The 26,545-nt window shown below is 74.8% G+C and carries 25 protein-coding genes; 5 read left to right on the top strand and 20 right to left on the bottom strand.

The window, feature by feature from the left end; all coding sequences use genetic code 11:
- Nucleotides 1-2 precede the first annotated feature (2 nt).
- From MT994_RS12625 to MT994_RS12605, 5 genes are all read right to left on the bottom strand, one after another.
- Nucleotides 3-983: a phosphatidylinositol mannoside acyltransferase gene (locus MT994_RS12625; protein WP_354806521.1), complete on the bottom strand. Its 981-nt coding sequence runs from the start codon at nucleotides 981-983 to the stop codon at nucleotides 3-5.
- Complete coding sequence (gene pgsA, locus MT994_RS12620; protein ID WP_354806519.1) at nucleotides 983-1,651, bottom strand: phosphatidylinositol phosphate synthase; 669 nt, start codon at nucleotides 1,649-1,651, stop codon at nucleotides 983-985. The genes MT994_RS12625 and pgsA overlap by 1 nt, the downstream gene beginning before the upstream one ends.
- Entirely contained in the window at nucleotides 1,651-2,166 is a 516-nt protein-coding gene (locus tag MT994_RS12615; protein ID WP_044144321.1) for an HIT domain-containing protein, read from the bottom strand. Before MT994_RS12615 ends, pgsA begins: the two co-directional genes overlap by 1 nt.
- A 129-nt stretch (nucleotides 2,167-2,295) precedes the next feature.
- Complete coding sequence (thrS, locus tag MT994_RS12610) at nucleotides 2,296-4,296, bottom strand: threonine--tRNA ligase (RefSeq protein WP_086150648.1); 2,001 nt, start codon at nucleotides 4,294-4,296, stop codon at nucleotides 2,296-2,298.
- 157 nt (nucleotides 4,297-4,453) lie between these two features.
- Nucleotides 4,454-4,669, bottom strand: a complete 216-nt coding sequence (locus MT994_RS12605; protein WP_031316353.1) for a hypothetical protein — start codon at nucleotides 4,667-4,669, stop codon at nucleotides 4,454-4,456.
- A gap of 182 nt (nucleotides 4,670-4,851) precedes the next feature.
- Here MT994_RS12605 and MT994_RS12600 point away from each other — a divergent pair, with 182 nt between their 5' ends.
- The 3 genes from MT994_RS12600 to MT994_RS12590 are packed head-to-tail and all read left to right on the top strand — an operon-like array spanning nucleotide 4,852 to nucleotide 6,807.
- Nucleotides 4,852-5,319 carry a hypothetical protein gene (locus MT994_RS12600; protein WP_354806518.1) on the top strand — a complete coding sequence of 156 codons (468 nt, stop codon included), beginning with the start codon at nucleotides 4,852-4,854 and terminating at the stop codon, nucleotides 5,317-5,319.
- On the top strand, nucleotides 5,312-5,722 hold the full coding sequence (locus MT994_RS12595) for a hypothetical protein (protein WP_354806516.1): 411 nt from the start codon (nucleotides 5,312-5,314) through the stop codon (nucleotides 5,720-5,722). The genes MT994_RS12600 and MT994_RS12595 overlap by 8 nt, the downstream gene beginning before the upstream one ends.
- Entirely contained in the window at nucleotides 5,719-6,807 is a 1,089-nt protein-coding gene (locus MT994_RS12590; protein WP_354806515.1) for a hypothetical protein, read from the top strand. Before MT994_RS12595 ends, MT994_RS12590 begins: the two co-directional genes overlap by 4 nt.
- A gap of 135 nt (nucleotides 6,808-6,942) precedes the next feature.
- Here the strand turns inward: MT994_RS12590 and MT994_RS12585 are convergent, their stop codons facing one another.
- The 6 genes from MT994_RS12585 to MT994_RS12560 all read right to left on the bottom strand — a co-directional run bounded on the left by MT994_RS12585 (nucleotide 6,943) and on the right by MT994_RS12560 (nucleotide 14,235).
- Nucleotides 6,943-7,488, bottom strand: a complete 546-nt coding sequence (locus MT994_RS12585; protein ID WP_354806514.1) for a CAP domain-containing protein — start codon at nucleotides 7,486-7,488, stop codon at nucleotides 6,943-6,945.
- Between the two features lie 68 nt (nucleotides 7,489-7,556).
- Entirely contained in the window at nucleotides 7,557-8,873 is a 1,317-nt protein-coding gene (locus MT994_RS12580; RefSeq protein WP_061267319.1) for a UDP-glucose/GDP-mannose dehydrogenase family protein, read from the bottom strand.
- An 86-nt stretch (nucleotides 8,874-8,959) separates the two neighbouring features.
- A complete protein-coding gene (locus MT994_RS12575) occupies nucleotides 8,960-10,669 on the bottom strand; it encodes a polysaccharide biosynthesis tyrosine autokinase (RefSeq protein ID WP_354806513.1) in 1,710 nt (569 codons plus the stop codon).
- A gap of 94 nt (nucleotides 10,670-10,763) precedes the next feature.
- Nucleotides 10,764-11,744, bottom strand: a complete 981-nt coding sequence (locus tag MT994_RS12570; protein WP_194522590.1) for a GDP-L-fucose synthase — start codon at nucleotides 11,742-11,744, stop codon at nucleotides 10,764-10,766.
- Nucleotides 11,741-12,769 (bottom strand): GDP-mannose 4,6-dehydratase, encoded by a 1,029-nt coding sequence (gene gmd, locus MT994_RS12565; RefSeq protein WP_021482272.1) that lies wholly within the window; start codon nucleotides 12,767-12,769, stop codon nucleotides 11,741-11,743. Before gmd ends, MT994_RS12570 begins: the two co-directional genes overlap by 4 nt.
- Nucleotides 12,770-12,810: 41 nt before the next feature.
- On the bottom strand, nucleotides 12,811-14,235 hold the full coding sequence (locus MT994_RS12560; protein WP_354806512.1) for a glycosyltransferase: 1,425 nt from the start codon (nucleotides 14,233-14,235) through the stop codon (nucleotides 12,811-12,813).
- Between the two features lie 136 nt (nucleotides 14,236-14,371).
- On the opposite strand from MT994_RS12560, the gene MT994_RS12555 reads away from it, so the two are divergent.
- Nucleotides 14,372-14,845, top strand: coding sequence for a COG0110: Acetyltransferase (isoleucine patch superfamily) (locus tag MT994_RS12555; RefSeq protein ID WP_009863918.1), 474 nt, complete (start codon nucleotides 14,372-14,374; stop codon nucleotides 14,843-14,845).
- Between the two features lies 1 nt (nucleotide 14,846).
- Nucleotides 14,847-15,977, top strand: coding sequence for a glycosyltransferase (locus tag MT994_RS12550; RefSeq protein ID WP_228485325.1), 1,131 nt, complete (start codon nucleotides 14,847-14,849; stop codon nucleotides 15,975-15,977).
- Here the strand turns inward: MT994_RS12550 and MT994_RS12545 are convergent.
- The 9 genes from MT994_RS12545 to MT994_RS12505 all read right to left on the bottom strand — a co-directional run bounded on the left by MT994_RS12545 (nucleotide 15,965) and on the right by MT994_RS12505 (nucleotide 26,454).
- Nucleotides 15,965-17,293 carry a hypothetical protein gene (locus tag MT994_RS12545; RefSeq protein ID WP_354806511.1) on the bottom strand — a complete coding sequence of 443 codons (1,329 nt, stop codon included), beginning with the start codon at nucleotides 17,291-17,293 and terminating at the stop codon, nucleotides 15,965-15,967. The two genes, MT994_RS12550 and MT994_RS12545, sit on opposite strands and share 13 nt — an antisense overlap.
- A gap of 288 nt (nucleotides 17,294-17,581) precedes the next feature.
- On the bottom strand, nucleotides 17,582-18,808 hold the full coding sequence (locus MT994_RS12540) for a hypothetical protein (protein ID WP_194522588.1): 1,227 nt from the start codon (nucleotides 18,806-18,808) through the stop codon (nucleotides 17,582-17,584).
- Nucleotides 18,795-19,148 carry a hypothetical protein gene (locus MT994_RS12535; RefSeq protein ID WP_354806509.1) on the bottom strand — a complete coding sequence of 118 codons (354 nt, stop codon included), beginning with the start codon at nucleotides 19,146-19,148 and terminating at the stop codon, nucleotides 18,795-18,797. Before MT994_RS12535 ends, MT994_RS12540 begins: the two co-directional genes overlap by 14 nt.
- The gene (locus MT994_RS12530; RefSeq protein WP_354806508.1) at nucleotides 19,145-20,086 is read right to left on the bottom strand and encodes a polysaccharide pyruvyl transferase family protein; all 942 of its coding nucleotides are present in this window, start codon (nucleotides 20,084-20,086) and stop codon (nucleotides 19,145-19,147) included. Before MT994_RS12530 ends, MT994_RS12535 begins: the two co-directional genes overlap by 4 nt.
- A complete protein-coding gene (locus MT994_RS12525; RefSeq protein ID WP_354806507.1) occupies nucleotides 20,083-21,186 on the bottom strand; it encodes a glycosyltransferase in 1,104 nt (367 codons plus the stop codon). Before MT994_RS12525 ends, MT994_RS12530 begins: the two co-directional genes overlap by 4 nt.
- Nucleotides 21,183-22,313 carry a glycosyltransferase gene (locus MT994_RS12520; protein ID WP_354806506.1) on the bottom strand — a complete coding sequence of 377 codons (1,131 nt, stop codon included), beginning with the start codon at nucleotides 22,311-22,313 and terminating at the stop codon, nucleotides 21,183-21,185. Before MT994_RS12520 ends, MT994_RS12525 begins: the two co-directional genes overlap by 4 nt.
- Complete coding sequence (locus MT994_RS12515) at nucleotides 22,297-23,820, bottom strand: sugar transferase (RefSeq protein ID WP_354806504.1); 1,524 nt, start codon at nucleotides 23,818-23,820, stop codon at nucleotides 22,297-22,299. The genes MT994_RS12520 and MT994_RS12515 overlap by 17 nt, the downstream gene beginning before the upstream one ends.
- Nucleotides 23,821-24,016: 196 nt before the next feature.
- On the bottom strand, nucleotides 24,017-24,595 hold the full coding sequence (locus tag MT994_RS12510; RefSeq protein ID WP_061267232.1) for a hypothetical protein: 579 nt from the start codon (nucleotides 24,593-24,595) through the stop codon (nucleotides 24,017-24,019).
- A gap of 110 nt (nucleotides 24,596-24,705) precedes the next feature.
- Nucleotides 24,706-26,454, bottom strand: coding sequence for a DUF4012 domain-containing protein (locus MT994_RS12505; RefSeq protein WP_354806503.1), 1,749 nt, complete (start codon nucleotides 26,452-26,454; stop codon nucleotides 24,706-24,708).
- Nucleotides 26,455-26,545: the final 91 nt, after the last annotated feature.

Raw genomic sequence — 26,545 nt, 5'->3', positions numbered from 1 at the left:
GCTCATGCGGCACGCTCCGCGTCCGGGGACGGCTCGCCCGCCGCGGCGCGCGTGCGCGCGTAGCGCTCGGGGTCGAGGTCGTCGACGAACACCTTCTGGAGCATGTGCCAGTCCTGCGGGTGCTCGCGGATCGCGACGCTCAGCGCGTCGACCCAGGACTGCGTCGCCGCGGCCACCCGCTGGGCGCGCGGGACGTCCGTCGCGATCTCGACGCGCGGGAAGAAGCGGATGACCAGGCCCCAGGGCGAGCCCGCGGCCCGGCGCCGCTCCCCGCGCAGCCGCTCGTAATGGATGCCGGCCGGCACGAGCGGCGCGCCCGTGCTCACGGCGAGCGCCGCGGGCCCGGCCGCGACCCGCGCCCGCTCGCCGAAGAGGTCGACCTCGACGCCGCGGTGGGTGAGGTCGCGGTCGGCAAGCAGCGGGATGATCTTCCCCGGCCGGCTGGCGCCGCGCACCAGGTCGCGGAAGACGTCGCCGTCGCCGAGCGCGAGGATCTCGAGCCCGAGCCCGGTGCGGAACGCGAGGAACTCCTCGAACAGCTCGTCGGGCTTCAGCCGCTCCGCGACCGTCAGCACGGGCGCGATGTGCGGGGTCGCGTACGCGCCCGCGAGGTCCCAGTTGCCCTGGTGGGACAGCGCGAGCACCGGGCTCCGGTCGCCGCCGAGGTGCTCGGCCAGGTTCTCGTACCCGACGAGCCGCACGCGCGCCTCGACCTGCTCCGGCGTCCACGCGGGGAGCGTGAAGGCCTCCCGGTAGTACCGCATGTACGACCGCATCCCCGCGCGCGACAGCCGACGCAGGGCGCGCGGCGAGAGCCCGGGCCGGACGCGCGCGAGGTTGCGCTCGAGCTGGCGCACTCCCCCGCCGTGCACGAGCCACGTCACGTCGGCGATCGCGTCGAACAGCCCGCGCAGCAGCGGGTCAGGCACCTTGCGCGCGTTGCGCCAGGCGAACGTGAACGCCTTGCCGGCGTCGAGGGCCATCAGCAACCGTCCTCCGTGTCGTCGGTCCGGGAGGCGCTCGCGGAGAGGGCGAGCGCCTGGCGGCGCACCGTCGCGACGCGCTGCACGACCGTCACCGCGCTCGCGAGCGCGAGCAGGCCGAGCACCGCGACGAGCACGACGGGCGGCAGGCCGAGGCCGACGAGCCCGGCGGCGACGAGGGCCGCGACGAGGCGGTCGGCACGCTCGGCGATCCCGACCTGCGCGGTCATGCCGACGCTCTCGGCGCGAGCCCGCGCGTACGGCACGACGGCGCCGAGCGCGAGGCACGCGAGAGCGACGACGGTCCCCCACGCGGCGAGGTCGGGCGTGAGGCGCGGGTCGTCGGCGCGGGCGAACCACAGCGTGAGCCCGACGAACACGGCGGCGTCGGCGAGCCGGTCGAGCGTCGAGTCGAGGAACGCACCCCAGGGACCCGACCGGCCGGCGCGGCGCGCCATGACGCCGTCGAGCACGTCGGCGAAGGCGCAGACCATGACGACCATGACCCCGGCGAACAGGTGGCCCGTGGGGAAGAGCCACAGCGCGCCGACGACGACGCCGAGCGTCCCCGTGACCGTCACCGCGTCCGGGCTCACCCCGACGCGCAGGAGGAACGCGGCGAGCGGCGTGAACAGGCGCGTGGTGAGCGCGCGCAGGCGACCGAACATCAGGCGTCGTCCCCCTCGCCGGTGGTCGGCCAGGCGGCCGCGAGCCGCGCCCGCGTGTCGGCGAGCAGCTCCGGCACGGCCTTCGTCTGCGCGACGATCGGCAGGAAGTTGGCGTCCCCCGCCCAGCGCGGCACGACGTGCTGGTGCAGGTGCGCGGCGATGCCCGCACCCGCGACCGCGCCCTGGTTCATGCCGAGGTTGAAGCCGTCGGGCGCGGACACCGCACGCACGACCCGCATGGCCGTCTGCGTGAGGTGCGCGACCTCGACCGTCTCGGCCTCCGTGAGGTCCGTGTAGTCGGACACGTGCCGGTACGGCACGACCATGAGGTGGCCCGGGTTGTACGGGTAGAGGTTGAGCACGACGTACGCGGTCCGGCCGCGCGCGACGATCAGCCCGTCCTCGTCCGTGCGGTCCGGCACGCGGCAGAACGGGCACTGGCCGCGCGAGTCGTCCGCGGGCTTGTCCTGCCCTCCGATGTACACCATGCGGTGCGGCGTCCAGAGCCGGTCCAGGCCGTCGTCGAACCGTGGGTGCGCGTCCGGCGTCTCGACCGTCGCACCGGTCGCGGGGTCGGGTGCAGCGCCCGGCGCGGCCTCGTCGGCCGCGCCGGGCGCCCCCGTGCGCTCGTCGCTCACGCGCCGTCAGACCTGGACGCGGTCGCGCACGGCGGAGACGATCCGCTCGACGGCCTCGGCGACGGGCACGCCGTTGTCCTGGCGGCCGTCGCGGTAGCGGAACGACACGGCGCCCGCCTCGGCGTCCTCGCCGCCCGCGATGAGGACGAACGGGACCTTGCGCGTGCTGGCGTTGCGGATCTTCTTGCCGAACCGGTCGTCGGAGTAGTCGACCTCCGCGCGGATCCCCTGCGCCCTGAGCTGCGCGACGACGTCGGCCACGTAGTCGTTGAACGGCTCCGCGACGGGGACCGCCACGACCTGGACGGGCGCGAGCCACGCGGGGAACGCACCGGCGTAGTGCTCGACGAGGATCCCGAAGAACCGCTCGATCGAGCCGAACAGCGCGCGGTGGATCATCACGGGACGCTGGCGCGTGCCGTCGGACGCCGTGTACTCGAGCTCGAACAGCTCCGGCTCGAAGAAGTCGAGCTGGATCGTCGAGAGCTGCCACGTGCGGCCGATCGCGTCCTTCGCCTGGACCGAGATCTTGGGGCCGTAGAACGCCGCGCCGCCCGGGTCGGCGACGAGCTCGAGGCCCGACTCCGTCGCGACCTGGCGCAGGACCTCGGTCGCCTCCTCCCACGTGGCGTCGTCGCCCACCGACTTCTCCGGGTCGCGCGTCGACAGCTCGAGGTAGAAGTCGTCGAGCCCGTAGTCGCGCAGGAGGTCCAGCACGAACGAGAGCAGCGAGCCCAGCTCGTCGCGCATCTGCTCGCGCGTGGTGTAGATGTGCGCGTCGTCCTGCGTGAAGCCGCGCGCCCGCGTCAGCCCGTGCACGACGCCCGACTTCTCGTAGCGGTACACCGTGCCGAACTCGAACAGCCGCAGCGGCAGCTCGCGGTACGACCGCCCGCGCGAGCGGTACACGAGGTTGTGCATCGGGCAGTTCATCGGCTTGAGGTAGTAGTCCTGGCCGGCGCGCTTGACGTTGCCGTCGTCGTCGAGCTCCTCGTCCAGGTGCATCGGCGGGTACATGCCGTCGGCGTACCAGTCGAGGTGGCGCGACGTCTGGAACAGGTTCGCCTTGGTGATGTGCGGCGTGCTGACGAACGAGTAGCCGGCCTCGACGTGCCGCTTGCGCGAGTACTCCTCCATCTCCATGCGGATCGTCGCGCCGTTGGGGTGGAACACCGGCAGGCCCGAGCCGATCTCCTCCGGGAAGGAGAACAGGTCGAGCTCGTTGCCGAGCCGGCGGTGGTCGCGCCGCTCCGCCTCCGCGAGCCGCTCGAGGTACGCCTTGAGCTCGTCCTTCGTCGGCCACGCCGTGCCGTAGATGCGCTGGAGCTGCGGGTTCTTCTCGCTGCCGCGCCAGTAGGCCGCGGCCGAGCGCATGAGCTGGTAGCCGTTGCCGATCAGGCGCGTGCTCGGCAGGTGCGGGCCACGGCACAGGTCCTTCCAGACCACCGTCTCGCTCTCGCGCCCGGCGCCGCGCACGTTGTCGTAGATCGTCAGCTCGCCGCCGCCGACCTCGACGTTCGCGCCCTCGGTGTCGTCCGCGGTGCCGGAGCCCTTGAGCCCGATGAGCTCGAGCTTGTACGGCTCGTGCGCGAGCTCGGCGCGCGCCTCGTCCTCGGTGACCACGCGGCGGCGGAAGGTCTGGCCTTCACGGATGATGCGCGACATCGCCTTGTCGAGCGCCTTGAGGTCCTCGGGGGTGAACGGGGTCTCGACGTCGAAGTCGTAGTAGAACCCGTCCGTGATCGGCGGGCCGATGCCCAGCTTCGCGTCCGGGTTGACCTGCTGGACGGCCTGCGCGAGCACGTGCGCGGCCGAGTGTCGCAGCACCGCGAGGCCGTCCGGCGAGTCGATCGTCACGCCCTCGACGACGTCGCCGTCCGCGACCGGTGTGTCGAGGTCCTTGAGCTCCCCGTTCACGCGGATCACGACGACGTCGCGACGCGACGCGAACAGGTCCGTGCCCGTCGTGCCCGTCGTCACCGTGGTCTCCTCCGCGTCGAGGGTGATGGTGAGTGGTGACGAGACGACGTCAGACACGTCCGTGCTCCGTTCTGTGGCGGGAGGCGCGCGCGGCGCCCGGTCAGGTCCCCCGGCGCCGGGGCGTCCCCGACAGCACGAAGGGCGCCGTCGTGGACGGCGCCCCTCGATCGTACCGACCCGCAGGTCAGTCGTTGGCCTTCTTCGCCTTCTCGGCGAGGGTGTCGACGTGCCGGTCGACAGAGTCCGGGGCGACCGACTTGATCTTTCCCGCGACCTCGTCGATGCGCTCGTCGGTCATGAACTCCTTGGCCTTGTCGATGCGCTCCTCGGTCATGAACTCCTTGGCCTTGCCGAGAAGGTCGCCGAGTCCGCCCCGGTCCTTCGGTGTCTGCTCGCTCATACCGGCTCCCTCGGGGGTCGTGGTGCGCGCGTCCCGCGCCGGGCGGCGGCCGTCCCGCGCCCGCACGAAACGCTACCCGGCGGCACCACGCCGCGCGACGGGGCACCGGCAGCGGCCACGACCCGCGTGACCCGCCGGCCCGGACCGGCGCACGCACGGTCCGGGCCTGCCAGAATCGGCCCATGGACGACGACGTGGCACCCGGGGAGCGCACCGCGCGCATCTTCCGGCACCGGCTCAACGAGCTCTTCGCGCGCGGCCGCGGCGGGCGTCCCGTGACCAACAGGGAGGCCGCCCACTGGATGACGGAGCGCGGATACTCCATCAACGAGGCGTACCTCAGCGCCCTGCGCGGCGGGCACCGCTCGTCGCCCAGCCTGCGCGTCGTCGAGGGCATCGCCGCCTTCTTCAAGGTGAGCACGGGCAGCCTCGTCGACCCCGAGGAGAGCCCCGACGACCGCCTGCGCGCCGCGCTCGCCGACGAGGGCGTGGAGCAGTTCGCGCTGCGCGCCCAGGGGCTGTCCCCCGAGAACGTCCGCGCCATCATCGAGATCGTCGACCGCGTCCGGAGCCTCGAGCACCTCCCTCCCGTGGCACCGCCGGGCACGCCCCACGGGCACCCTCCTGCCCCGGAGGCCGACCATGGATGACCTCCTGCGCGCCGCAGGGCTCGACCGCGCCCGCAGCATCGAGGAGGCGTGCCGCCTCGTCGCCGCGGCCCGCGGCAAGCCGCTCGAGGTCGTCGAGGGCGACCTCGGCCCCGGCGTCACCGGCCTCTGGCTCGCGTTCCCCGAGCGCGACCTCGTCCTCGTCGACGCCCGCCAGACGCTCCCCGGACCGCACCGCGACCACGTCGTCGCGCACGAGCTCGTGCACGTCCTCGACGCGATCCGCCCCGGCCCCGCGCCGGGCCCGCTCCCCACCGGGTGCCGCGACGTGCACGACGACCCCGCCGAGCAGCGCGTCGAGCGCCTCGCGAGCGAGCTGATGATCTCCATCGCGTCGCACGGGAGCTCGGCCGCACGCCTCACGTCCCTCGAGCTCTACCGATGAGCCACGTGCTCGACCTCCTCGCCACGGCCCTGTTCGTCACCGCCGCCACATGGACGGCGCTGCGCGCCCGCACGGGCACCGACGCGGCTCTCCCGCTCGGCCTCGCGTTCGTCGCGGTGGCGTCCGCGCTGCGGGTCCCGGCCGTCGCCGAGCTCCTCAAGACGCACGCCCCCGGCGGCACGCACGAGGTCGCCAAGCACGTCGCGCTCGTCGCCGGGTGCCTCTTCGTCGGCGTGTGGGCGTACAGCACAACGACCGGGCACGCGCCACGGACGCGGCACGTGGCGCTCGCGGCCGGTCTCGTCGGCGGGGCGATGGTCGCGCTCGCGGTCGCGAGCGGGCCGTGGACGACCCTCGACCTCGACGCCCAGAGCTCCGGCCGACCGCTCATGTGGGTGTACCGCGCGCTGTACTACGGCGCGTTCGTGGCGTCGACCGCGACGTTCGCCGTGTCGTGCGTCCGCACGCGCTCGCGGCGGCCCGTGCGGCTGCGGTGGGGCATGGACGTCGCGGCGGCCGGGGCGGTCGTCGCCATGGTGTGGGCCGTCGTCAGCTTCGTGGCCGCGCTGCTGCACGAGCCCGGCAGCGCCGAGCCGTACCTCGTCCTCGGCGTGCGCACCCGGTACCTCGTGCTCGCGGCGAGCGTCCTGCTGACGGTCGGCATCGTGGGCCAGCTCGCGTCGTCGGCGGCGTTCGCCCGCGAGCGCCGTCGCGATCTCGGGCACCTGCACGCCTTCGTCGTGGCGACCGTGGGCGGCGGGGGCCTCCCCGGGTCCAGCGCGGCGGTGGACGAGTACCACCGCACCATCGAGATCTTCGACGGCCTCGCCGCGCTCGCGCTGCACTCGCGTCGGGACGACGTCGACCACGTGCGCGTCGCCGTCCCCGGCAGCCCGCGCGAGGTGATCCTCGCCTACCAGCTCCAGCTCGCGGCGACGCGGCGGGCCCGGGGTGACGCCCCGAGCGTCGACCCGGACGACTGGTCCGACCTGCTCGCGGACGACGACGCGCTGCGTCGGCTGGGCCGCGCGCTGCGCGACCGGACGAGCAGGGAGGGGACGGCCCGCGTCCTCGCGGGCGTCTGAGCCCGCCGGGCCCGACGCCAAGCTCCCCCTGCGCGCTTGCCCCCGCGCCGGGCCTCGGCGGGCGGGCTCAACCTACAGACAGACGCACGGGGGCGCAACGTGCCTCACAGTTGAAATATCAACGGTTCAGCGCCGTCAACCGAGGAACACCTGCGCGCACACGACCTCCGCCGGCCCGGCGCCGGGGTCGGCGCCGGGGTCGGCGGCGCACGCGATGCCGACCGAGGTCAGCGTCGGATCGAGCAGGTTCGCCCGGTGCCCGTGCGACGCCATCCACGCGTCCACCACCTCGGCGGGGTCCGCGGCCGTGCGGCTGAGGTTCTCTGCCGCGCTCCCCGCCGGCGGGTCGCACGCGGCGAGGACCTCGTCGAGCGGCGCGTGCTCCAGCGGCGCACCGACGAGCGCCGCGGCGCGCGAACGAGCAGCGGAGATCGCGCACGCGCTCTCGTCGAGCGGGGGCAGCCCCTCGTCCCGGCGTACCTCCTGCGTCCCCCGCAGCAGGCCCGCGGCATACTCGTCGAGGTCCGCCGCCCCCGACGCACCGGACGACGGAGGCACGGCGCCGGGCGCGGCCTGGGCGGGCGCCTCCGTCGCCGGGTGGTCGGACGCCGGACCACCGCTCTCCCGGTGGTCGGCGTCGCCGTCCGGCGAGCACGCCGCCAGAGGTCCGAGCGTCGCCACCAGGACGAGGACGGTGGCCCCCCGCGTGGTGCGCAGCCACGGGCGCCGCCGGGGACGCCGCGCGGCGCTCACTGCCGCCCGAGCGCGCGGTACGTCCAGCCGGCGGCGCGCCACGCCCTCGCATCGAGCGCGTTGCGCCCGTCGACGACGCGCGGAGCCGCGACGAGGCCGAACAGCTTTCCCGGGTCCAGCTCGCGGTACTCGCGCCACTCGGTGAGGACGAGCACGGCGTCCACGCCGTCCACCGCCTCCTCGACGGTCTCCGCGAAGCCCAGGGCGGGCGCCTTGGCCCGCGCGTTCGCGAGCGCGCGGGGGTCCGTGACGACGACGCGCGCGCTGCGCTGGTGGAGCCGTTCCGCCACGTCGAGCGCGGGCGAGTCCCGCACGTCGTCGCTGTCGGGCTTGAACGCCGCGCCCAGCACCGCGATGCGCGCGCCCGCGAGCGGGCGGCCGTCGAGGACGCCGACCGTGAGGTCGACCATCCGTTCGCGACGCCGGAGGTTGATCGAGTCGACCTCGCGCAGGAAGCTCACCGCCGGGTCGGCGTGGAGCTCCTCGGCGCGCGCCATGAACGCCCGGATGTCCTTCGGCAGGCAGCCCCCGCCGAAGCCGAGGCCCGCGTTGAGGAACCGGCGGCCGATGCGCTCGTCGAGCCCGATCGCGTCGGCGAGGAGGGTGACGTCTCCCCCGGCGACCTCGCAGAGCTCCGCCATCGCGTTGATGAACGAGATCTTCGTGGCGAGGAACGAGTTCGCCGCGACCTTGACGAGCTCCGCCGTCGCGCGGTCCACCACGAGACGCGGCGTGCCGTCCGCGAGCGCCGCGGCGTACACGGCGTCGAGCACCTCGGCGGCCCGGGCGCCCGCTGCGTCGTCGGGGACGCCGTACACGAGCCGGTCCGGCCGCAGCGTGTCCTGGACGGCGAAGCCCTCGCGCAGGAACTCCGGGTTCCAGACGAGCGTCGCGCCCGGCGCCGCCGCGGCGAGGTCCGCCGCCAGGCGCGTCGCGGTGCCGACGGGCACCGTGGACTTGCCCACCACGACCGCGTCTGCGGCCAGGTGCGGCAGCAGCGCGCGGAACGCGGTGTCGACGTACGACAGGTCGGCGGCGTAGGAGTCGGCCCGCTGCGGTGTCCCGACGCACACGAAGTGCACCTCCGCGTCCGTGGCCTCGGCCACGTCGGTCGTGAAGGTCAGGCGCCCTGACGCGCGCGCCTCCGCGAGCAGCTCGTCGAGCGCGGGCTCGTAGAACGGCGCCCGCCCCTCGCGCAGCGACGCGACCTTCCGCGCGTCGACGTCCACCCCCACCACGTCGTGCCCCAGCCGGGCCATGCAGGCGGCGTGCACCGCGCCCAGGTACCCGCAACCGATCACCGAGATCCTCATGCCGTCCCCCCCTGCTCGTCCCGCCGATGGCCGCGCGCGTCCGTCCCGCCGCCGGGCGACCGGGCCACGGCCCACGGCCTGCACCCTCACCGCCGCTCGCGCGGCAGCACCACCTCGTCGAAGGTCCCCGTCGCCGGGCGCGACCCGACCGCCACCGCCGCCTCGCTCCCGGGGCGCCCCGGGCCGAGGTCGGCCTCCGCGCCGTCGACGGCGGTCGCGACGCCCGTCGGCGGGGGCGCGGGCACCGCACCGCGCGTTGCCTCCGCGGCCGGAGCCCCGCCGGCCGGACCCTCCGAGGCGACGGGTGCCCACGGCCCCGTGCCGGTCGCGGGAGCCGCCTGCCGTGCCGCGCCGCGAGCGTGCCGGCTTCCGCGCACGGCCGACCGCCGCGCGGAGCGGCCCTGCGAGGCCTCCGCCGCGGCGTCCGCCGTGTACTCGTAGTAGCCGTACTCGTACGGGCCCGCGCCCGGCCCCTTGACCGGCACGCGGTTCACCACGATGCCCAGCGGCCGCACGCCCACCGTGCCGAGTGCCGACAGCGCCGTCTCGAGCTGGTTCCGGTGCACCGTGCCCGCGCCGACGACGACGATCGCTCCCCCGACCCCCTTCGCGAGGATGGCCGCGTCCGTGACCGGGAGAAGAGGGGGCGTGTCGACGACGATCACGTCGTACTCCGTCCGGAGCCGCTCCAGGAGCTGCGCCATGGAGTCGCCACCGAGCAGCTCGCTCGGGTTCGGCGGGATCTGGCCCGACGCGATGACGTCGAGGTTCCCGTTGCCCCACGGCTGGACCGCGTCCTCCACGGCGACCTTGCCGATGAGGATCGTCGTGAGCCCGACCGACCCCTCGATGCCCAGGTACCGGGCGACCGCGGGACGGCGCAGGTCGGCGTCGACGAGCACGACGCGCTGGCCGGCGTCCGCGAGGGTGATCGCGAGGTTGACGCTCGTGGTGGTCTTGCCCTCGCCGGGCAGCGCGGACGTCATGACGTACGTGCGCGCCGCCGGTCCGAGCTCGAGGAACTGCAGGTTGGTACGCAGCCGTCGGAACGCCTCGGCACGTACCGCCTGCGGCGACTCCTGCACGATGAGCGGGTGCTCCGGAGCGTCGGCCTCGTACCCGATGACGCCGAGCACCGGCGCGTCCGTCACGTCCTCGACGTCGGCGGTGGACCGGACGCGCGTGTCGAGCAGCTCGCGGACCACGGCCACCGCGACCCCGACCGCGAGGCCGATCACGAGCCCCAGCACGAGGTTGAGCCGCAGGTTCGGCGACGCGGGCGCCGTCGGCACGGACGCCGCCCTGACCGTGCTGATCTGCACCGGCGAGTCCCCGCCGCCGACCGGCGTCTCAAGCTCGGCGACGACCGAGGCGAGCGAGCGCGCGGTCGCGTTCGCGATCTCGGCCGCGAGCTGGGGCGACTCGTCGGTCGCGGTGACGTTGACGAGCGCCGTGTCGAGCGGCGAGTCCGCCTGCACGCGCTGGGCGAGGGACGCCGCGTCGTCCGCGAGCCCCAGCTCGTCGACGACGGGGTCCAGGACGCGCGGGCTCGTCACGAGCTCGATGTACGACTTCACCTGGCGCACCGTGAAGTTCGAGCCCTGGAGGAGGTCCGTCGTCGAGTCGGAGCCCTGCACGGACACGTAGACCTGGGACCGCGCGGAGTACGTCGGTGTGCTCAGCAACGAGTAGGCACCCGCGAGCACCAGTCCGAGCGCCGCCGCGACGGCGACCGTGACCCACCGCCTGCGCAGCAGGAGCAGGTAGTCCTTGAGCTCCATCGTCGTCCCCCTCACCGGCCCGCTCCCCCTGAGCGTCGACCCACGACCGCCCCAATCTCGCACAGCCCCTCGCCCGTCGCGAGCCTGGGCGCACCCGCGCCGGCGCGGGTCATCCGCGCACCAGCCCGGCCCGCTCGCGGTACCACGCCACGGTCCGTTCGAGGCCTTCGCGCAGCCCGGTGCGCGCCTCCCAGCCGGTCGCGCGCAGGCGCGACACGTCGAGCAGCTTCTGCGGCGTGCCGTCCGGCTTCGACGTGTCCCACCGGGTCTCGCCGTCGTAGCCGACGACGTCCGCGACCGCTTCCGCGATCTCTCGGATCGTCACGTCGTGGCCGGTACCCACGTTGACGTGCTCGGCGCCGTCGTAGTGCTCGAGGAGGTGCAGGCACGCGTCGGCCAGGTCGTCACTGTGCAGGAGCTCGCGCCGGGGCGTCCCCGTCCCCCAGTTCGTCACCACGCGCGAGCCGCTGCGCACCGCCTCGTCGTAGCGCCGGATCAGCGCGGGCAGCACGTGGGAGCCCTGCGGGGAGAAGTTGTCACCCGGCCCGTAGAGGTTCGTCGGCATCGCGGAGATCCAGGGCAGGCCGTCCTGGCGGCGCACCGCCTGCACGTGCAGGATGCCCGCGATCTTCGCGATCGCGTACGCGTCGTTCGTCGGCTCGAGGTGCCCCGTGAGCAGCGACTCCTCGACGATCGGCTGGGGCGCGAGGCGCGGGTAGATGCACGACGACCCGAGGAAGAGCAGCCGCTCCACCCCGACCGCGCGCGCGGCGTCCAGGACGTTGACCTGGATGCGGACGTTCTCGGAGAGGAAGTCCACCGGGTGCGTCGCGTTCGCGAGGATCCCGCCCACCTTCGCCGCCGCGAGCACGACGTAGCGCGGCCGCTCGGCGCGGAAGAGCGCGAAGACGGCGTCGCGGTCGGTGAGGTCCAGCTCCGCCGACGTGCGGCCCACGAGCCGACCGAACCCCGCCGCCTCGAGGCGGCGCCAGACGGCGGAGCCGACGAGCCCACGGTGGCCCGCGACGTAGAAGACCGCGTCGCGGTCGAGCGGTCCGGGCTCGAAGGCCACCGGGTCCTGCGCGCTCACGCGGCGTCCCACGTCGCGAGCGCCACCTCGTCGATCCACGGCGAGCCTGCGTGGTCGAGCGCCTGCAGGTCGGCGTCCACCATGATCCGGGCGAGCTCGCGGCCGTCGACCGTGGCCTTCCACCCGAGGTCGGCGTGAGCCTTGCTCGGGTCGCCGACGAGCGCGTCGACCTCCGCCGGACGGAGGTAGCGCTCGTCGAACCGCACGTGCTGCTCCCAGTCGAGACCCGCGTGCGAGAACGACTCCTCGAGGAAGTCGCGCACCGTGAGGCCCGTCCCCGTGGCGAGCACGTAGTCGTCCGGCGTCTCGGCCTGCAGCATGCGCCACATGCCCTCGACGTACTCGGCCGCGTACCCCCAGTCGCGGACCGCGTCCAGGTTGCCCAGGTACAGGTGCTGCTGCCGGCCGGCCTTGATCGCGGCGACCGCGCGAGTGATCTTGCGCGTCACGAACGTCTCGCCGCGACGCGGGGACTCGTGGTTGAACAAGATCCCGTTGACCGCGAACATGCCGTACGCCTCGCGGTAGTTCTTCGTGATCCAGTAGGCGTAGAGCTTGGCCGCCGCGTACGGCGACCGCGGGTGGAACGGCGTCGTCTCGCCCTGCGGCGGCGGGGTGGACCCGAACAGCTCGGACGACGACGCCTGGTAGTAGCGCGTGTCCACGCCCGCGAGCCGCACCGCCTCGAGCAGCCGGATCGCGCCCGTCCCGGTCGTGTCCGCGGTGTGCTCGGGCTCGTCGAACGACACCCGCACGTGCGACTGCGCCGCCAGGTTGTAGACCTCGTCGGGACAGATCTGCGAGAGGAGCGTGACGAGCCGGGCGCCGTCGGACAGGTCCGCGTAGTGCAGGAAGAGGCGCGCGTCCTCCTCGTGCGGGTCCTGGTAGAGGTGGTCGATCCGTGCCGTGTTGAACGTCGAGGCGCGGCGGATCAGGCCGTGCACCTCGTAGCCCTTGCGGAGCAGGAGCTCCGCCAGGTAGGAGCCGTCCTGTCCGGTGATGCCCGAGATGAGTGCCTTCTTCATGGTTCCCCCCGTGTGGTGTGCGGCGGCGCGGCGGCCGATGGCTACGTGCGGGCGACGTCCGGGGCACGAGGAGCGCCGTCGGCCGCCCGTGCGGTGGCGCGAGCCCCGGTGCCCGCGGTCGCGGTGGTCGTCGCGGTGGCGAGGGCAGCGGTGGCCGTCGCGTCCGTCGCGACCGCGCTCGTGCGCGGCTCCGGGACCGGGCGGCGGGCGGTCGCGGCGAGGACCGCCGCGAACGCGTCGACCGCCGCGCCCTCCGTGAGCCTCTCGTCGCGGTATCGACGACCCGCGGCCCCGAGACGGTCCCGCCGTCCTGGGTCGGCCGCGAGCACGAGCGCCGCGTCGAGGAGCGCCTGCGGGTCCTCCGGGTCGACCCGGACGCCCCCGCCGGACGCGCGCAGCTCCACCGCGGTCGTCGAACGCTCGGACGACGCGGCGAGCACGGGTCGCGCCGCGTGGAAGTAGGACGTGAGCTTGCTCGGTACGGACATCTCCGCGAGCCCGGCGAGCTCGTTGACCAGCAGCACGTCCGCAGCACGGAGCGCGGCACGGAACTGCGTGTCGGGCAGGGGGTCGAGGAACTGCAGGCTGCGGACACCTGCCCCGGCGGCCTCGAGGGCGGCCCGCCGGCTCCCGTCCCCCAGGAGCACGAAACGCACCGCAGCCCCCTGCGCGTCGGCGCGGCGCGCCGCCTCGACCACGTTCTCGAGCCCCTGCTTCACCCCCTGGTTGCCCGCGTGGAGCACGACGGTCTCGTCCTGGGCCCACCCGTGGGCCGCGCGCACGGCCGGGCGCTCCGCAGGCTCCACGTCGTCCGCGAGGTGGGTCCAGTTGCGCACGACGCGCACGGCAGCGGCGTCGACACCGAGCGACTCGCGGAGGTGGCGCGCGAAGCTCTCGTGGATGGCGACCACGCCGTCCGCGCCGCGGGCGGTGAACCGCTCGACGGCGCCCACCGCCCGCGCAGCGAGACCCGACGCCGTACCGGTCTCCGCGACGCCGAGCGAGTAGAGGTCCTGGGTCCACAGGACGACCCCCGGGAGCGCCGTCCTCCGCGCGCGGCGGGGGGCCAGGGCACGGCCGGCCCGCAGGCGCAGCATCGCGACGGCCGCCGCGAACAGCGAGGGCGAGACGAGCAGGACGACGTCGGCGTCGGGCCAGCGGACCGCGGCAGACCGCACCCCGAAGCTCAGCTCGGCGAGCAGACGGCGCGCCGAGGTCGGCGACCGCGGGACGTAGTGCCGCAGGCGCAGCACGTCGACGCCGTCGATGCGCTCTCGGCGCGCCCACCCTCGATCACCCTCGCGCACGCGCCACTGCGGGTAGTGGGGGTAGGTCGTCACGACGCGCACCCGAGCGCCGCGCGCGACGAGCGCACGGCTCAGCGCCGACGTGTAGGGCGCATTTCCGGTAGGTTCAGGGGCATAGTTGGCGCCGATCACCAGGATGCGCGTTCCCGAGATGCTCACGCACTCACGATAACGACGTTCGGGCACATTCGCTGGGGGGCAGATGACAGCACAGGAAGAACGCGACGGAATTCGGGTCGTACCGCTCTCGGAGGCACCCGGGGAAAAGACGTCCTGGGGTCGCCCGGGCGCGCTCGTGTATCTCTGGGGTGCGGCCGAGCTGCTGTTCGTCTCGAACCCGTGGCAGATCAGCTCGCGCCTGCGCGTCGCGGTGCTGCGCGCCTTCGGTGCCCATATCGGCGAGGGGGTCGTCTTCCGCCCTCGTACGCGCGTGCGATTCCCATGGAAGATTCATGTCGGAGCAAATTGTTGGATCGGTGAAGGTGTCTGGATCCACAACCAGGACGACGTCTGGATCGGGCACGACGCCGTGCTGTCCCAGGACACCCTCGTCACCACCGGCAGCCACCGACACCGGACGGACATGGGGCTGGTGACGGCCCCGGTGCACGTCGGTCCGGGCGCGTGGGTCACGGCGCGGTGCGTCGTCCTCGGAGGCACGCGGATCGGGCGCTCCGCGCTCGTCACACCGGGGTCCGTCGTCCGTGGCGAGGTGCCCGACGGCGGGGTCTGGGACGGGCGGTCGCTCTCCGACCGCACACGGTTCTGACGTGCCGCCCCGCCTGCGCGTCCTGCACGTCGCCACGCTCCTGACGCCCGACGGCGCCTACGGCGGCCCGGTCCGCGTCGCGACGAACCAGGTCCGCTCCCTGCGCGCGCGAGGCCACGACGCGATCCTGGTCGCCGCGGCGTCCGGCTTCGACCGCCTCCCGACCACGTGGGACGGCGTGCCCGTCGTCACCTTCCCCGCGGTGCGGGCCGTCCCGGGCACCGGCTTCGCGGGGATCGCCGCTCCGGCGATGGTGCGATGGATCCGCACCCACGGTGCGCGCGCCGACGTCGCCCACGTCCATCTCGCCCGCGACCTCGTCACCCTGCCCGCGGCCGCCGCCTGGAGCCGCTCGGGCAAGCCGTTCGTGACGCAGACGCACGGCATGGTCATGCCGTCCGGGCACCCGTTCGCCGCACCCCTCGACGCCGTCCTCACCCGGCGCGTCGTCGCCCGGGCGTCCACGAGCTTCGCGCTCACCCCCGTCGAGGAAGCCGGCCTGCGCACGCTCTTCGGCCGCGCGGCGACCGTGCGCCGCCTCGTCAACGGAGTGCCTCTGCCCGCCGAGGGGGCGCCGCTCGCGGACCCGCGCCACCCGGAGGTCCTGTTCCTCGCGCGGCTGCACGCGCGCAAGCGCCCCCTGGCCTTCGTGGAGGCCGCGGCTCGCCTCGCACCCCGCTTTCCCACGGCGCGGTTCACCCTCGTCGGGCCCGACGAGGGCCAGGCCGCGGCGGTGCGCGAGCGGATCGCCGACCTGCCCGGCGACGCTCGCGCCCGGGTGACGTGGGAGGGCGCGCTGCCGCCCGAGCGGACGGCGCGACGCCTCGCCCGGTCCGCGCTGTACGTCCTGCCGTCGGTCGACGAGCCGTTCCCCATGAGCGTGCTCGAGGCGATGTCGTGCGGGGTCCCGGTCGTCGTCACGCGGTCGTGCGGTCTGGCGGCGCCCGTCGAGCGTGCGGGCGCCGGGGCGGTCGTCGGCGAGGACGTCGACGACCTCGTCGCCGCGGTGGCGGCGTTCCTCGAGGACCCGGCCCACCGCCGGGCGACGGGCGTGCGGGCCCGCGAGCTCGTCCGGGAGGACTACTCGATGGAGACCGTGGCCGAGGAGCTGGAGCAGGCCTACACGCGGTGAGCCTCGCGACCCGGGCGGCCCTCCGGCGCGAGCACGGCAGCCGCGGCGACGAGCGCGACCGGGACCCACAGGTAGCGGTTGTACAGGCTGGGGGCCGTGGCGCTGAAGACGAGCGCCGTGACCCCCACCGCGAGGACCCGGACCTGGATCGGCGTCCGAGGCACGGCCCGCACGGCCCTGACGACCGCGACGACGAGGCAGCCGAGCAGTCCGAGGGCGAAGACCGCGCCGCCCTGGTACAGCGCCGCGACCGGCAGGCTGTGCACGCCGAGCGTCTCGACCACCAGGGAGGACCGCGCGTCCAGGCCCGCTCCGGTGAACGGGTCCTCCAGGAAGCCGCGCCAACCGAGCACGATGGTGTCCCACCGCGACGCGGACGTGTTGAGCGACGCATCCCCGCCGGAGAGCCCGAGCACCTGCTTGACACGCTCGGCGGGGCGCAGCGCACCCTGCGTCTCCCCGAGGACGCCACCCGCCAACCACAGCGCCGCGCCCGCGACGACCGCAGCGACGGCGACCCGTCCGAGCGGGATCCCGCGCAGGACGAGGAGCGTCGCGCTCCCGAGGACGGCCGCCAGCATGCCGCTCACGCTGCCGCTGAGGACGAGCCCGACGATCCCCGAGAGCGCCACGCCCACGAGCAGGAGCCGTTGCAGGCGCCCCAGGCCGCGCGTCAGCCCGGACAGGCCGATCACCACGGCGAGCGACGCGACGGCACCCGTGTCGCTCACGTGCCCGGTGAACCCCGTGTAGCGCCCGGCCGTCGTGACGACGCCGCCCGGGATCGCCCCGGGCCCGAGCGCGTACTGCACGAGCGTGCCGAGCGAGCAGAGAGCGGCTCCGACGCCGAACGCGACGAGCCCGCGACGCAGGCGGCGCTCGTCGTCGAGCAGGACCGCGAGCTGCCACGGGAGCGCCAGGGCGACGTAGAGCACCCGCAGCAGGCTGACGAGGCTCTCCACGGGCGCCGGCGAGCCCGCGGTCGCGAGGCAGCCCCCGACGACGAGCAGGAGGCACGCGGGCAGCGCCCACGCGCCGTACGGATGAGGCGTCGGCGGCCGCCCCACCGCCGCAAGGCACAGCGCGAGGCTCGCGAGCAGGACGACGTCCCCCGCCGTGACTCCGACGCCCACCCGCAGGACCAGCACGGAGACGAGGACGAGCCCGCAGTACAGCAGCCCCCGTGCCAGCGCCAGCACGGGGTCGCGCGAGCCCCCACGGCTCTCCGCCCCGCTGCCGCCGGGGCGCCCGGATCCGCCCGTCTGCCCGGAGGAGCCCCGGCCGCCGGCGCGGCCCTCGACGCGACCAGGCCGCACCGCGGCTCCTTGCGGCCGGACAGCGCGAGCCATCGAACGGTCATGCACAGTCCATCACCTGTCCTCGTGTCACGTCCCGCACCGGCCCCGCCGAGCGCCCCACGAAGCGGCCGCGGGCGACCTCTCCTGCGTGCGGACGGCGTACCGTCCCGCTCTCGGGAACAGGTCCCGTGACCTCGCGCTCCGCACCCGCGCGAGAATGCGTCGAAGCGCTTCGTGAGCATTTCCGCCGCCGGGCCGGCGGCAAATACCTGCGCATCGACTTCTCGCCACCCCCTGGAACGCGCTTCACACCGCCACCCCGCGGTACGTCCGGACCGCGGCGGGAAGGAAAAACGCGACGTATCCCGCGCCCCCGAGGACAAATCCGAGGGCGAGGCTCGAGAAAGGCCCTCCGGCCAGGTATCCGACCACGAACCCGCACCATGTCACGGCCACCATCCCCATCCGTGCCCGGGTCACGACGGACTGCGCCTTGAAGATCCGCATGACCACGAGGTGCGGTCCGACGAGGCCGCCGCAGGCCGCGAAGCAACCCACCGCAGCGAGCGCGACGGCCAGCTCCCCGCGCTCGATGCCCGACGGGTGCACCGCCCCGGCTGCGGCGACGACGACCAGCGCGACTCCGAGCACCGTCGCGCCCCCCGCGGAGAGCAGGCCGAGACGTCGTGCGCGCCGGACGAGCGTGGCGTCGTCGGGCCGGTCGGCCGTGCCGACCGCGTCCGAGAGCAGGTTCAGCGCGACCGCGGCGAAGAGGACGTTCACGGGACCGTAGAGCGTCTGGCTGAGCCGGAACGCACCGATGCTCGCGCTCACGGAGAGCGCCCCGAGCACCAGGAGCGGCACCGTCGTCGCGAGCTGCGCGACGAGGAACTCGTACGCCTGGGAGCGCGCCCGGGCCCCGTACCCCGCGTACCGCGAGTACCGGTCCACGCGTCGGGCGGCCAGCGCGAGCGGGACGGCCGCGACGGCGTAGCCCGCGCACCACACCGCGTAGAAGGCCACGAGCGGCTGCGAGGAGCCGCTGACGAGGAGGACCGCGGGCACGAGCAGGAGGCGGACCCCGTCCGAGAGCGCGACCGCGCCGTTGCGGCCCTGACCGATGCACCGGAACCGCAGCCAGTCCTGCACGACGGGCGCGACGCTGAGGGACCCCAGCGCGACCGCTCCGCCGGCACCGAGCGCGGTCACGGCGAGGTCCGCCGCGGCGACCAGGACCGCGACCGCCCCCGCCGCGACGACGACGTAGCGGGCCGGGACCACGGCGTGCGGGTCCGTGCGCCGCTCGATGAGCGCGGGCTGGAAGAGACCGCTGCGCACCAGGCCCGTGCCGACGTTCAGCACCAGCAGCGCGAGGCTGAAGCTCGCGAACTCGGCGGGCTCCATGTGCCACGCGCCCAGGAGCACGACGAACGCGCCCGCGGCGCTGGCCGCCGCCTGGGAGAGGACGAGCGGGCGGGTCAGGGCCGTCGCCGGGGCCGCGAGCGAGCGGCGCAGCACGTCAGGAGGGGTCATGCGTCAGCCTCACGAGCCTGCTCCCCGCGAGGAGCGCGCCGAGGCGCGGCGCGAGCGGGGCCCCGCGCCGCCAGTACACGACGCCGATCCCGGTGTTGAGGACGGTCCGCCGCCACCGCCAGGGCATGACGAGCCGCCCGAGCCGAGCCGCGGCGTCGGAGCGGCGGTCCGTGACGCTGAACCGCAGGTGCGTGGCCACGGGGTCCAGGCCCGCGGCCACCGCGTCGTGCCACCCCTGCTCGTCGGTGACGAGCACGTAGTCGGCGGCACGGTCCGCGCGTGCGGCGGCGTGCCCGGGGGCGGACAGCACGGCCGTCGCCTCCGGCCGACGCCCCGTCACGACCCGATCCCCCATCGTGCACGCCAGGAGTCGACGGCGTCCCGTGGCACGTCGATGCGGACCACCTCGCCCGACCGCAGGTCCTCCCGGTAGCGCCGCGCCGCGTTCCGCGACGGCGCGCGCAGCCCGACGGACCGCGCGATCTCCCGTGCGCGGTTGTCGATGGACAGGACGAGCGTGGGCACGCCCCGCTGCATCGCCCGGATACCGCCATGGAGCCGCAGGCCCACGTACGCGGTCCCCGGCTCGTCGAGCACCGCGTCGAAGTCCTCGAGGCGGGGGCCGAGCATCGTGCCCGTCCCGCGACGGACGCCGTCCACGTACTCGCGGTCGCCCGGGCCCTGCGGCCAGAAGAGGAGCTCGTCGAACCGCTCGGCGAGCGCGCGCACCAGCCTCCCGTCCGCCAGCGGGTCCTGGCTGTAGTCGGTGAACGTGACCACGACCCGCCGCTCGTCGGACGGGAGCGTCTGCTTCTCCACGCTCCAGAGCGTCGGACAGCTCGTGTGGACGGCCGACACGCGCGCGCGGCGGAGCCGGGCGAGCGAGTACTCGTCGCGCACCGCCCACGGCACGTCGCCGGCGAGCGAGCGCAGCCACGCGGCCGAGACCGGGTCGATCCCGGCCCGCTGGTACTGCCACCAGCCGACGCCGAGGAACGTCAGCCGACCTCGGCACAGGTCGACGTCGTCGGCCGGCCAGTGCCACGCGCGGCGGAACCGCATGTGGTCGGAGAGGAGGTTCGTCCCGCACGCGATCACGGAGCGCGCGTGCCGCAGGGCGGCCCGGTGCGCCGTGGTCAGCCGCCCGTGCATGGGCACGAGCTCGACCTCGTGGCCCTGCTCGCGCAGCGGCGTCACGAGCTCGGCGTCGACCGCCTCCGAGATGATCTGGTCGCCGACGTTCGTCGACGCCGCTCCCGGGTCCACCACCACGATCATCGGACCGCTCCCGCCTCGACCCTGCTCAGCCAGTCGCCGTACCGAGCACCGACGCGGTCCCACGTCGCCGCGCGCTCGGTCCACTCCCGGGCGCGGCGGCCGAGGTCCCGGTTCTCGTCGACCTCCTGGAGCGGGCCCAGCAGGCCCCCCGGACGGTCGACGTGGGCGACGACGGCCACGCCCGCAGCGCGCAAGGGCTCGGCCGCGTGGATCGTCGACGAGACCACGACGGGCACCCCCGCGGCGAGCATCTCGAGCACCGTGATGCTGCACGACTCCCAGCGCGACGGATGCAGGTACGCACGGCAGCCCGTGACGAGGAGCCACTTCTCCTCGCCCCGCGCGTTCCCGCGCAGCTCCACGCAGTCACCGAGCCCGAGGTCGCGGACCAGTCGAGCGGTCCGCTCACGACCGCCCCGGAAGTCGGGGCCCGCGAGCACGAGGCGCGGGCGCGGCGCGGGCAGCTCGGCCCAGCGGCGCAGGAGGTTGTCGATCCCCTTGTGGTCGGGGTCGTACCGTCCCATCCAGAAGAAGTAGTCGCCCCCGCCCACCCACCGGGGCACCTCGGCCGGGGACGGTGCGCCGTTGGGCAGCACGAGCGTGTCCCCGGACCGGCCGCCCGCCACGCCGTCCGCGAGCGGGCCCTCGGACGCGTAGAAGACGTGCAGCCAGTCGGCCCGACGCACGACGGAGGCCTCCGCGGCCCGTCGCGCGCCGGCGAGGTCGCGCAGGCGCGTCGTGACGCCCGGCTCGTAGACGCCGTGCGGCATGAGCACGACGACGGCGCCGCGCGGCCGGGCGCTGCGCGCCGCCGCGACGTTGCTCAGGACCCAGCCCTCGTGGAGGTAGAGGACGTCCCCCTCGCCGACCTCGCCGGCGAGGCCGGTCGGCACCCAGCTCGTGCGTCCGCGCCCCACGTGGGAGACGGTCCGGACGCACCCCCGCAGGTCGGTGGGCAGCTCGCGCGGGTCGGGGACGCTCGCACACAGGACCACGGCCTCCCGGCCCGCCCGGTGGGCCTGCCGTACCCAGTTCTCGATCGACTCGGTCACGCCCGACGGGTGGGCCAGGAACCTGGCGTAGTAGTGCACGACCCTCATGCCGCCTCCATCACGACCGCGTGCACCGCGCGGACGATCCGCTCGGCCGCCGCCTCCGTCGACGGCACCTCGCCGTCGGTGCGCGGGCGACGGTCCTGTGCCGTGAGACGCAGCCAGGCGTCCGCGAGGTCGGTGGGCGTCGCGGGGACCGTGAAGAGGTCGGAGCCCTCGGTGAGGTACTCGATCTCCGGTGCGTGCCGCCCGGCGTCGCTCGTGAGCACCGGCAGGCCCAGCACCAGGGCGTCGACCGCGACGAGCCCGACCCGTCCCGGGTTGAGCAGCACCCGCGACACGGCCGCCGCGCGCGCCGTCCCCCGCGCGTCGACCTGCCCCAGCAGGACGACGCGTCCGGTCTCGGCGGCCAGGCCCTCGAACAGGCCCCGGGCGGGCCCGTCGCCGGCCACGAGCAGCCAGGCTGCCGGGTCGCGCCGGAGCACGGTCCGGGCGGTCTCGACGACCAGCTCCGGCAGCTTGTGCTCGTTCAGCGCACCGAGCAGGAGCGCGGCGCGCGCGTCCGCCGGCAGGCCCACGGCCGCCCGGTACGCGTCGACCGCTCCCGCGTCGAGCGCGTCCCGCTCGCGGCGGAGGGTCCGGGTGTCCGTGCTGTTCCCGAACGAGGTCACCCGGTCGGCCGGCACGCGGGCCGTCTCGACGACGTGCCGCCTGCCCGCGTCGGTGTAGGTGAGCACGTGCCGCGCCCGGCGGTTCAGCCACGCCTCCCAGCGCTCCGCGAGGCCCACCTCGTCCGCCGTGTAGGACGCGCCGTGGCCCCACGTCACGTACGGCCTCCCGCGGAGCGCCGCCGAGAGCGCGTCCAGGTTGCCCGCCTGCATCTCGGTGACGAGCACGGCGTCGCGCCACCCCGGCGGGACGACACGGCGGAGCAGATGCCGGCCGCCTCTCCCGACCCGCACGGTGCGCACCGGCACCTCCGTCGCCCAGGGTGGCTCGACCAGGTCGCCGCGCTCCCGACGGCGCCGCATCTGCTCGACGTCGCCGCCGTAGAAGACGTGCGTGTCCACCCGGACCTCGGCGAGGCCCTCGACCACGAGGCCGAGCAGCCTCTCGCGGTAGGCGGGGACGTACGGCTGCGTGATGACGACCCGTCGGCTAGTAGGCGCCGTCACGACCCACCACCGCTCGCAGCGTCCGCAGCAGGATGAGCAGGTCTCCCGTCACCGTCCAGTTCTCCACGTAGTAGAGATCGAGCCGGACGCTCTCCTCCAGCGTGAGGTTGTTGCGACCCGACACCTGCCACAGACCCGTGAGCCCCGGCTTGACCAGCAGCCGACGGCCGATCTCGTCGTCGTACTGGTCGACCTCGAGCGCGATCTGCGGGCGCGGTCCGACGAGGCTCATGGACCCGCCCAGCACGTTGAAGAGCTGCGGGAGCTCGTCGATCGAGTAGCGGCGGATGAACGCGCCGACCCGGGTCACGCGCGGGTCCTGCCTGGGCTTGTAGAACACCCCGACCGTGTCGGCCCCGAGGACGTCCCCGAGGTGCTCCTCGGCGTCGACGACCATCGAGCGGAACTTGAGCACCGTGAAGGGCTCGCCGCGCAGCCCGACCCGCTCCTGGGTGAACAGCACCGGGCCGCGGCTCGTGAGCCGGACCGCGAGCGCCGTGAGGAGCAGCGGCACGGAGAACAGCACGATGAGGCAGAGCGCCCCGACCACGTCGAAAGCACGCTTGAGCACGTGCTGCGGACCGGAGTATCCGGGCGCCTCGACGTGGAGCAGCGGAAGCCCCGCCACAGGGCGCGTCCGGATGCGCGGGCCTGCGACGTCCGTGAGCGCGGGGGCGAGCACGAGGTCGGCACCCCAGGGCTCGAGGTCCCACGCGAGGCGCTTGACGGTCCGGGGCGTGACGAGGTCGGACCCGGTGACCATGACCGTGTCGGCCCGGAGCGGCTCGACGAGACGGGCAGTGTCGGACACCTCTCCGACGACGGGCACGCCCGCCACCCTCTCGTGCGGCTCGACGGGTCCGCCGGGTACGCAGGCGCCGACGACCTCGTACCCGCTGTCCGCGGCCTCGCGCAGCCGCTCGACGAGGTGCGCGGCGCCGTCGCGGCCACCGACCACGAGGCTCCGGGAGCGGCAGCGGCCACGCCGACGCAGGCTCACGAGCCGGCGCCGTACCGCCCAGCGGCCCAGCACGAGGAGCACCAGGCCGACGGGGAGCGCGATCGCGACGTAGCCCCGAGCGAGGTCGTAGCGCAACAGGTAGGCCGCGATCGCGACGACTCCGAACACGGCGACGGTCGTGTTGACGACGCGCGCGTACTCCGGCGCCCCCGAGCCCAGGCTGCGGCTGTCCCGGGAGAACGCCGCCCGCAGCGCGCACCACCAGCCGACCAGCAGGCCGACCGAGATGGCGAGGTACTGGAGGTCCAGCACCGTCCCGTCGATCCCGTCGAACCGGACGAGATAGGCGGTCGCGATCGCCGCCGAGATGGCGAGCGCGTCGACCGCCGCCACGCGGCGAGACAGCCGCGCCTTCCAGCCCGGGCGTCGGTACGCGCCCAGGGCGATCCGGACGAGCTGCCCGGTGTCGAACGCCGGCACGTCTGCGGGCGTACCCGCACCCTCCCGCTCGACCGTGCCGATCTCGTGGTCCTTCTCCAACGTCATGGTGCCCCCTGCGACGTCCTGGCGGCGCACGCGAGGTCCGACGGCGCGGCTGCCCGGGGGCGCGCTCGCGCCACCGTCCAAGCGGTGGCCTGGCGAGTGTCTCCGTCGCGGACCGGGACGTCTTCGTCACGGCGACGGCCGGTCGTCGGACGACCGGGGTGGTCCGAGGGAGTGCCCGCCGGAGCGGGCACCCCCGTCAGGCCTGGGTGCCGGTGGACCGGCGGCGGTTCCGCGCGACGACGACCGCGGTCGCGCCGCCGGCGACGAGGAGCGCTGCTCCGCCGAGGAGCAGCACGTCGTCGGAACCGGTCTGCGCGAGCCCGCCGCCCCCCGAGGTGGAGCCGCTGCCCGCGGAGCCACCGGCCGCGCCGGAGCCCGAGCCGCTCCCGCTGCCCGCGCCGTCCGCCGGGACGGCGACGATCTGCTGGCTGGAGAGCACCGTGCCGTCCGCGTCGGTCGCCACGAGGGAGTAGGTGCCCGGCTGCGACAGAGTGACCTCGAAGGAGGCGAACCCGTCGGTGGTGCTCTTCGTGAGCGCCTTCGTGCCCGCGATGGTGATCGCGCCGTCCGGGACGTCGGGCGACGAGATCGTCAGCGTGATCGTCGGGTTCCCGGCCGGGCCGCCCACCGTGACGGTGAACGACTCCCCGACGGCGGGTGTGGTGGTGGAGACGCCCACCTCGTACTCGTCGGCCTCGTAGGCGTTGGCGACGGCCGGAGCCGCGGCGAGCGCGGCGGCGAGGACGAGCGTGGTCGCGGCGTATCGGATCTTCATGTCAGAGGCCCCCTGCCCTGTCGACTGGTGCGGGAGCCTGACGTGGACGTCGTCACCGCGCCGTCCGTGCGCACGGGCCCCCGCCGTGTGCCTCTCCAGAAGAACACACCTCACGGGCACCCGGTAGCGGAGACGGCCGTTGTCTCATGCCTGGCACCAGGAGTTTTCCTCACGGAAACATCACCGCGCTGGTTCCGACCGCTCACGACCTCGTACGCGTAGGTAGCCGACCCCCCGGGGGCGAGCGCGACGGTCCGGCCTCCGACCACGAGGCCGTCGTGCACCTGGGCGAAGAGCCCGGGGTCGCCGTCGGCGCCGGACGACCCGCGGATCCCTCCGCCGGCCGGCGCGTAGACGAGGAGGTTGGTGCGGATCGTCCCGTCGCCGCCCGCGCCCAGGACGTACGCCGGGAGCTCGGCCGCCGCGTCCGCGGAGAGGGTCGACGTGAGCGTGACGCGGAGCGTGAACGCCTGGGAGCCGTCGGGCCGGCAGGTCACGTCGTCGAGCGCGACGCTCGAGTCGAGGTAGTACCCGGTCTTCGACGCCGTCGTCGCGTTGAGGTAGACGCCCACCACCGGGGAGGTCGGCTCGCCGCCGGCCGCGGGGCGCCGGCCCAGCAGCTCGCCGGAGAGCACCGTCCCCGAGAGACGCTCCTGCTCCGGGCTGCGCGCGGACCAGACGAGCAGCCGACCCTCCCTGGCCGACTGCGCGAGCGTCTCGACGACCCGCGCGGGGTCTGCGGTGCCCGCGGTGAGCGCGGCGAACACCTGGCGCGCCACGAGCCCCAGCACCTGGTCCTGCTCTGCCGGGTCCTCATAGTCCCGGTAGACGCCGTTGAGGAGGTAGCCCGCGGCGTCGTCCCCCGTGAGGCGCAGCTCCTCTCCCCCCGGCGTCGTGACGACGACGGGCCCGACCGCGCCCAGCACCCCGGCGAGCGCGACGGGGTCGACGGCCAGCACGCCGTCGACGTCCTCACCGGTGTGGCGGGCCCACGCCTCGCGCGCGACGCGCGCCGCGCGGGGGTAGTCGGGCGTCGAGGTGACGTTGAGCATGTACCGGCCGAGGTCGTCGCCGAACAGGGCCGCCTCCGCGCCGCTCAGCTCGACGACGCTCTGGTCCGTACCGAGGTCGCTCCCCGCACGGACGTCCACGAGTTCGACGCCGCCCGACTCCGCACGGAGGTGGAGCACCGAGCCCGCGATCCCGCCGGTCGCGCGCGGTTCCGCGTTGTTCTGCACGAGCACGAGATAGTCGCGGGTGCCGTCAGCCCCGAGCATCGGCGGGACGAGCTCGACCGCGCGCGCGGCGGTCGCCGTCTGCGAGGCGACGTCCCCGAGCTCGTCGCGGAGGTCGTCCACGGCCGACGCGAGCGGGCCCACGAGCGTCGACGTGTCGATGCTCGCGACGCTCGCGAACGACGCCGCGACCGCCCGGTCGGCCGCCACGACGCCGTCGCGCGCCTCGACGAGCGGGGCGAGGTCGACGGCACCGCCCGACGGCGCGACGACCGCAGGCGACGCGATCGCCACGGCGTCGGCGAGCCGCGGCAGCGCGTCCTGCGCGACCCGGTCGACGGCGCTCGTCACGTCCCCCAGGGCCCGCGCGTCGTCGCCGACGAACGGCAGGGCGCGCGCCACCACCCAGGGTGGGCCGTGCGTCGCGGCGGCCGCGACGGCCGCGGAGCGACGCACCTCGTCGACGGACCGGCCGGCGTCCTCCCCGGCGCGCACCTGCTCCTGGAGACCCGGGAGCCGGGCCGCGACGTCCTCGAGCGCGGCACGGGCGCGCAGCACGTCCGCGACGAGCCAGGCGAGCCAGACGAGGACCAGCACCACCACGAGCGCCACGACCGCGGCCACCCGTCGTCGGGTCCGCCGGGACGGGCGTCGCCCGGTCGACGCCCGCCGCGCGGGTCGTCCGCGCTCGGCCACCGGGGCCTCGTCGGACACG

Origin of the sequence: Cellulosimicrobium sp. MI9406 (assembly GCF_040595865.1) — a bacterium.
In the GTDB taxonomy this organism is placed as follows: domain Bacteria; phylum Actinomycetota; class Actinomycetes; order Actinomycetales; family Cellulomonadaceae; genus Cellulosimicrobium; species Cellulosimicrobium funkei.
This window is presented reverse-complemented; position numbering and strand designations above follow the sequence as displayed.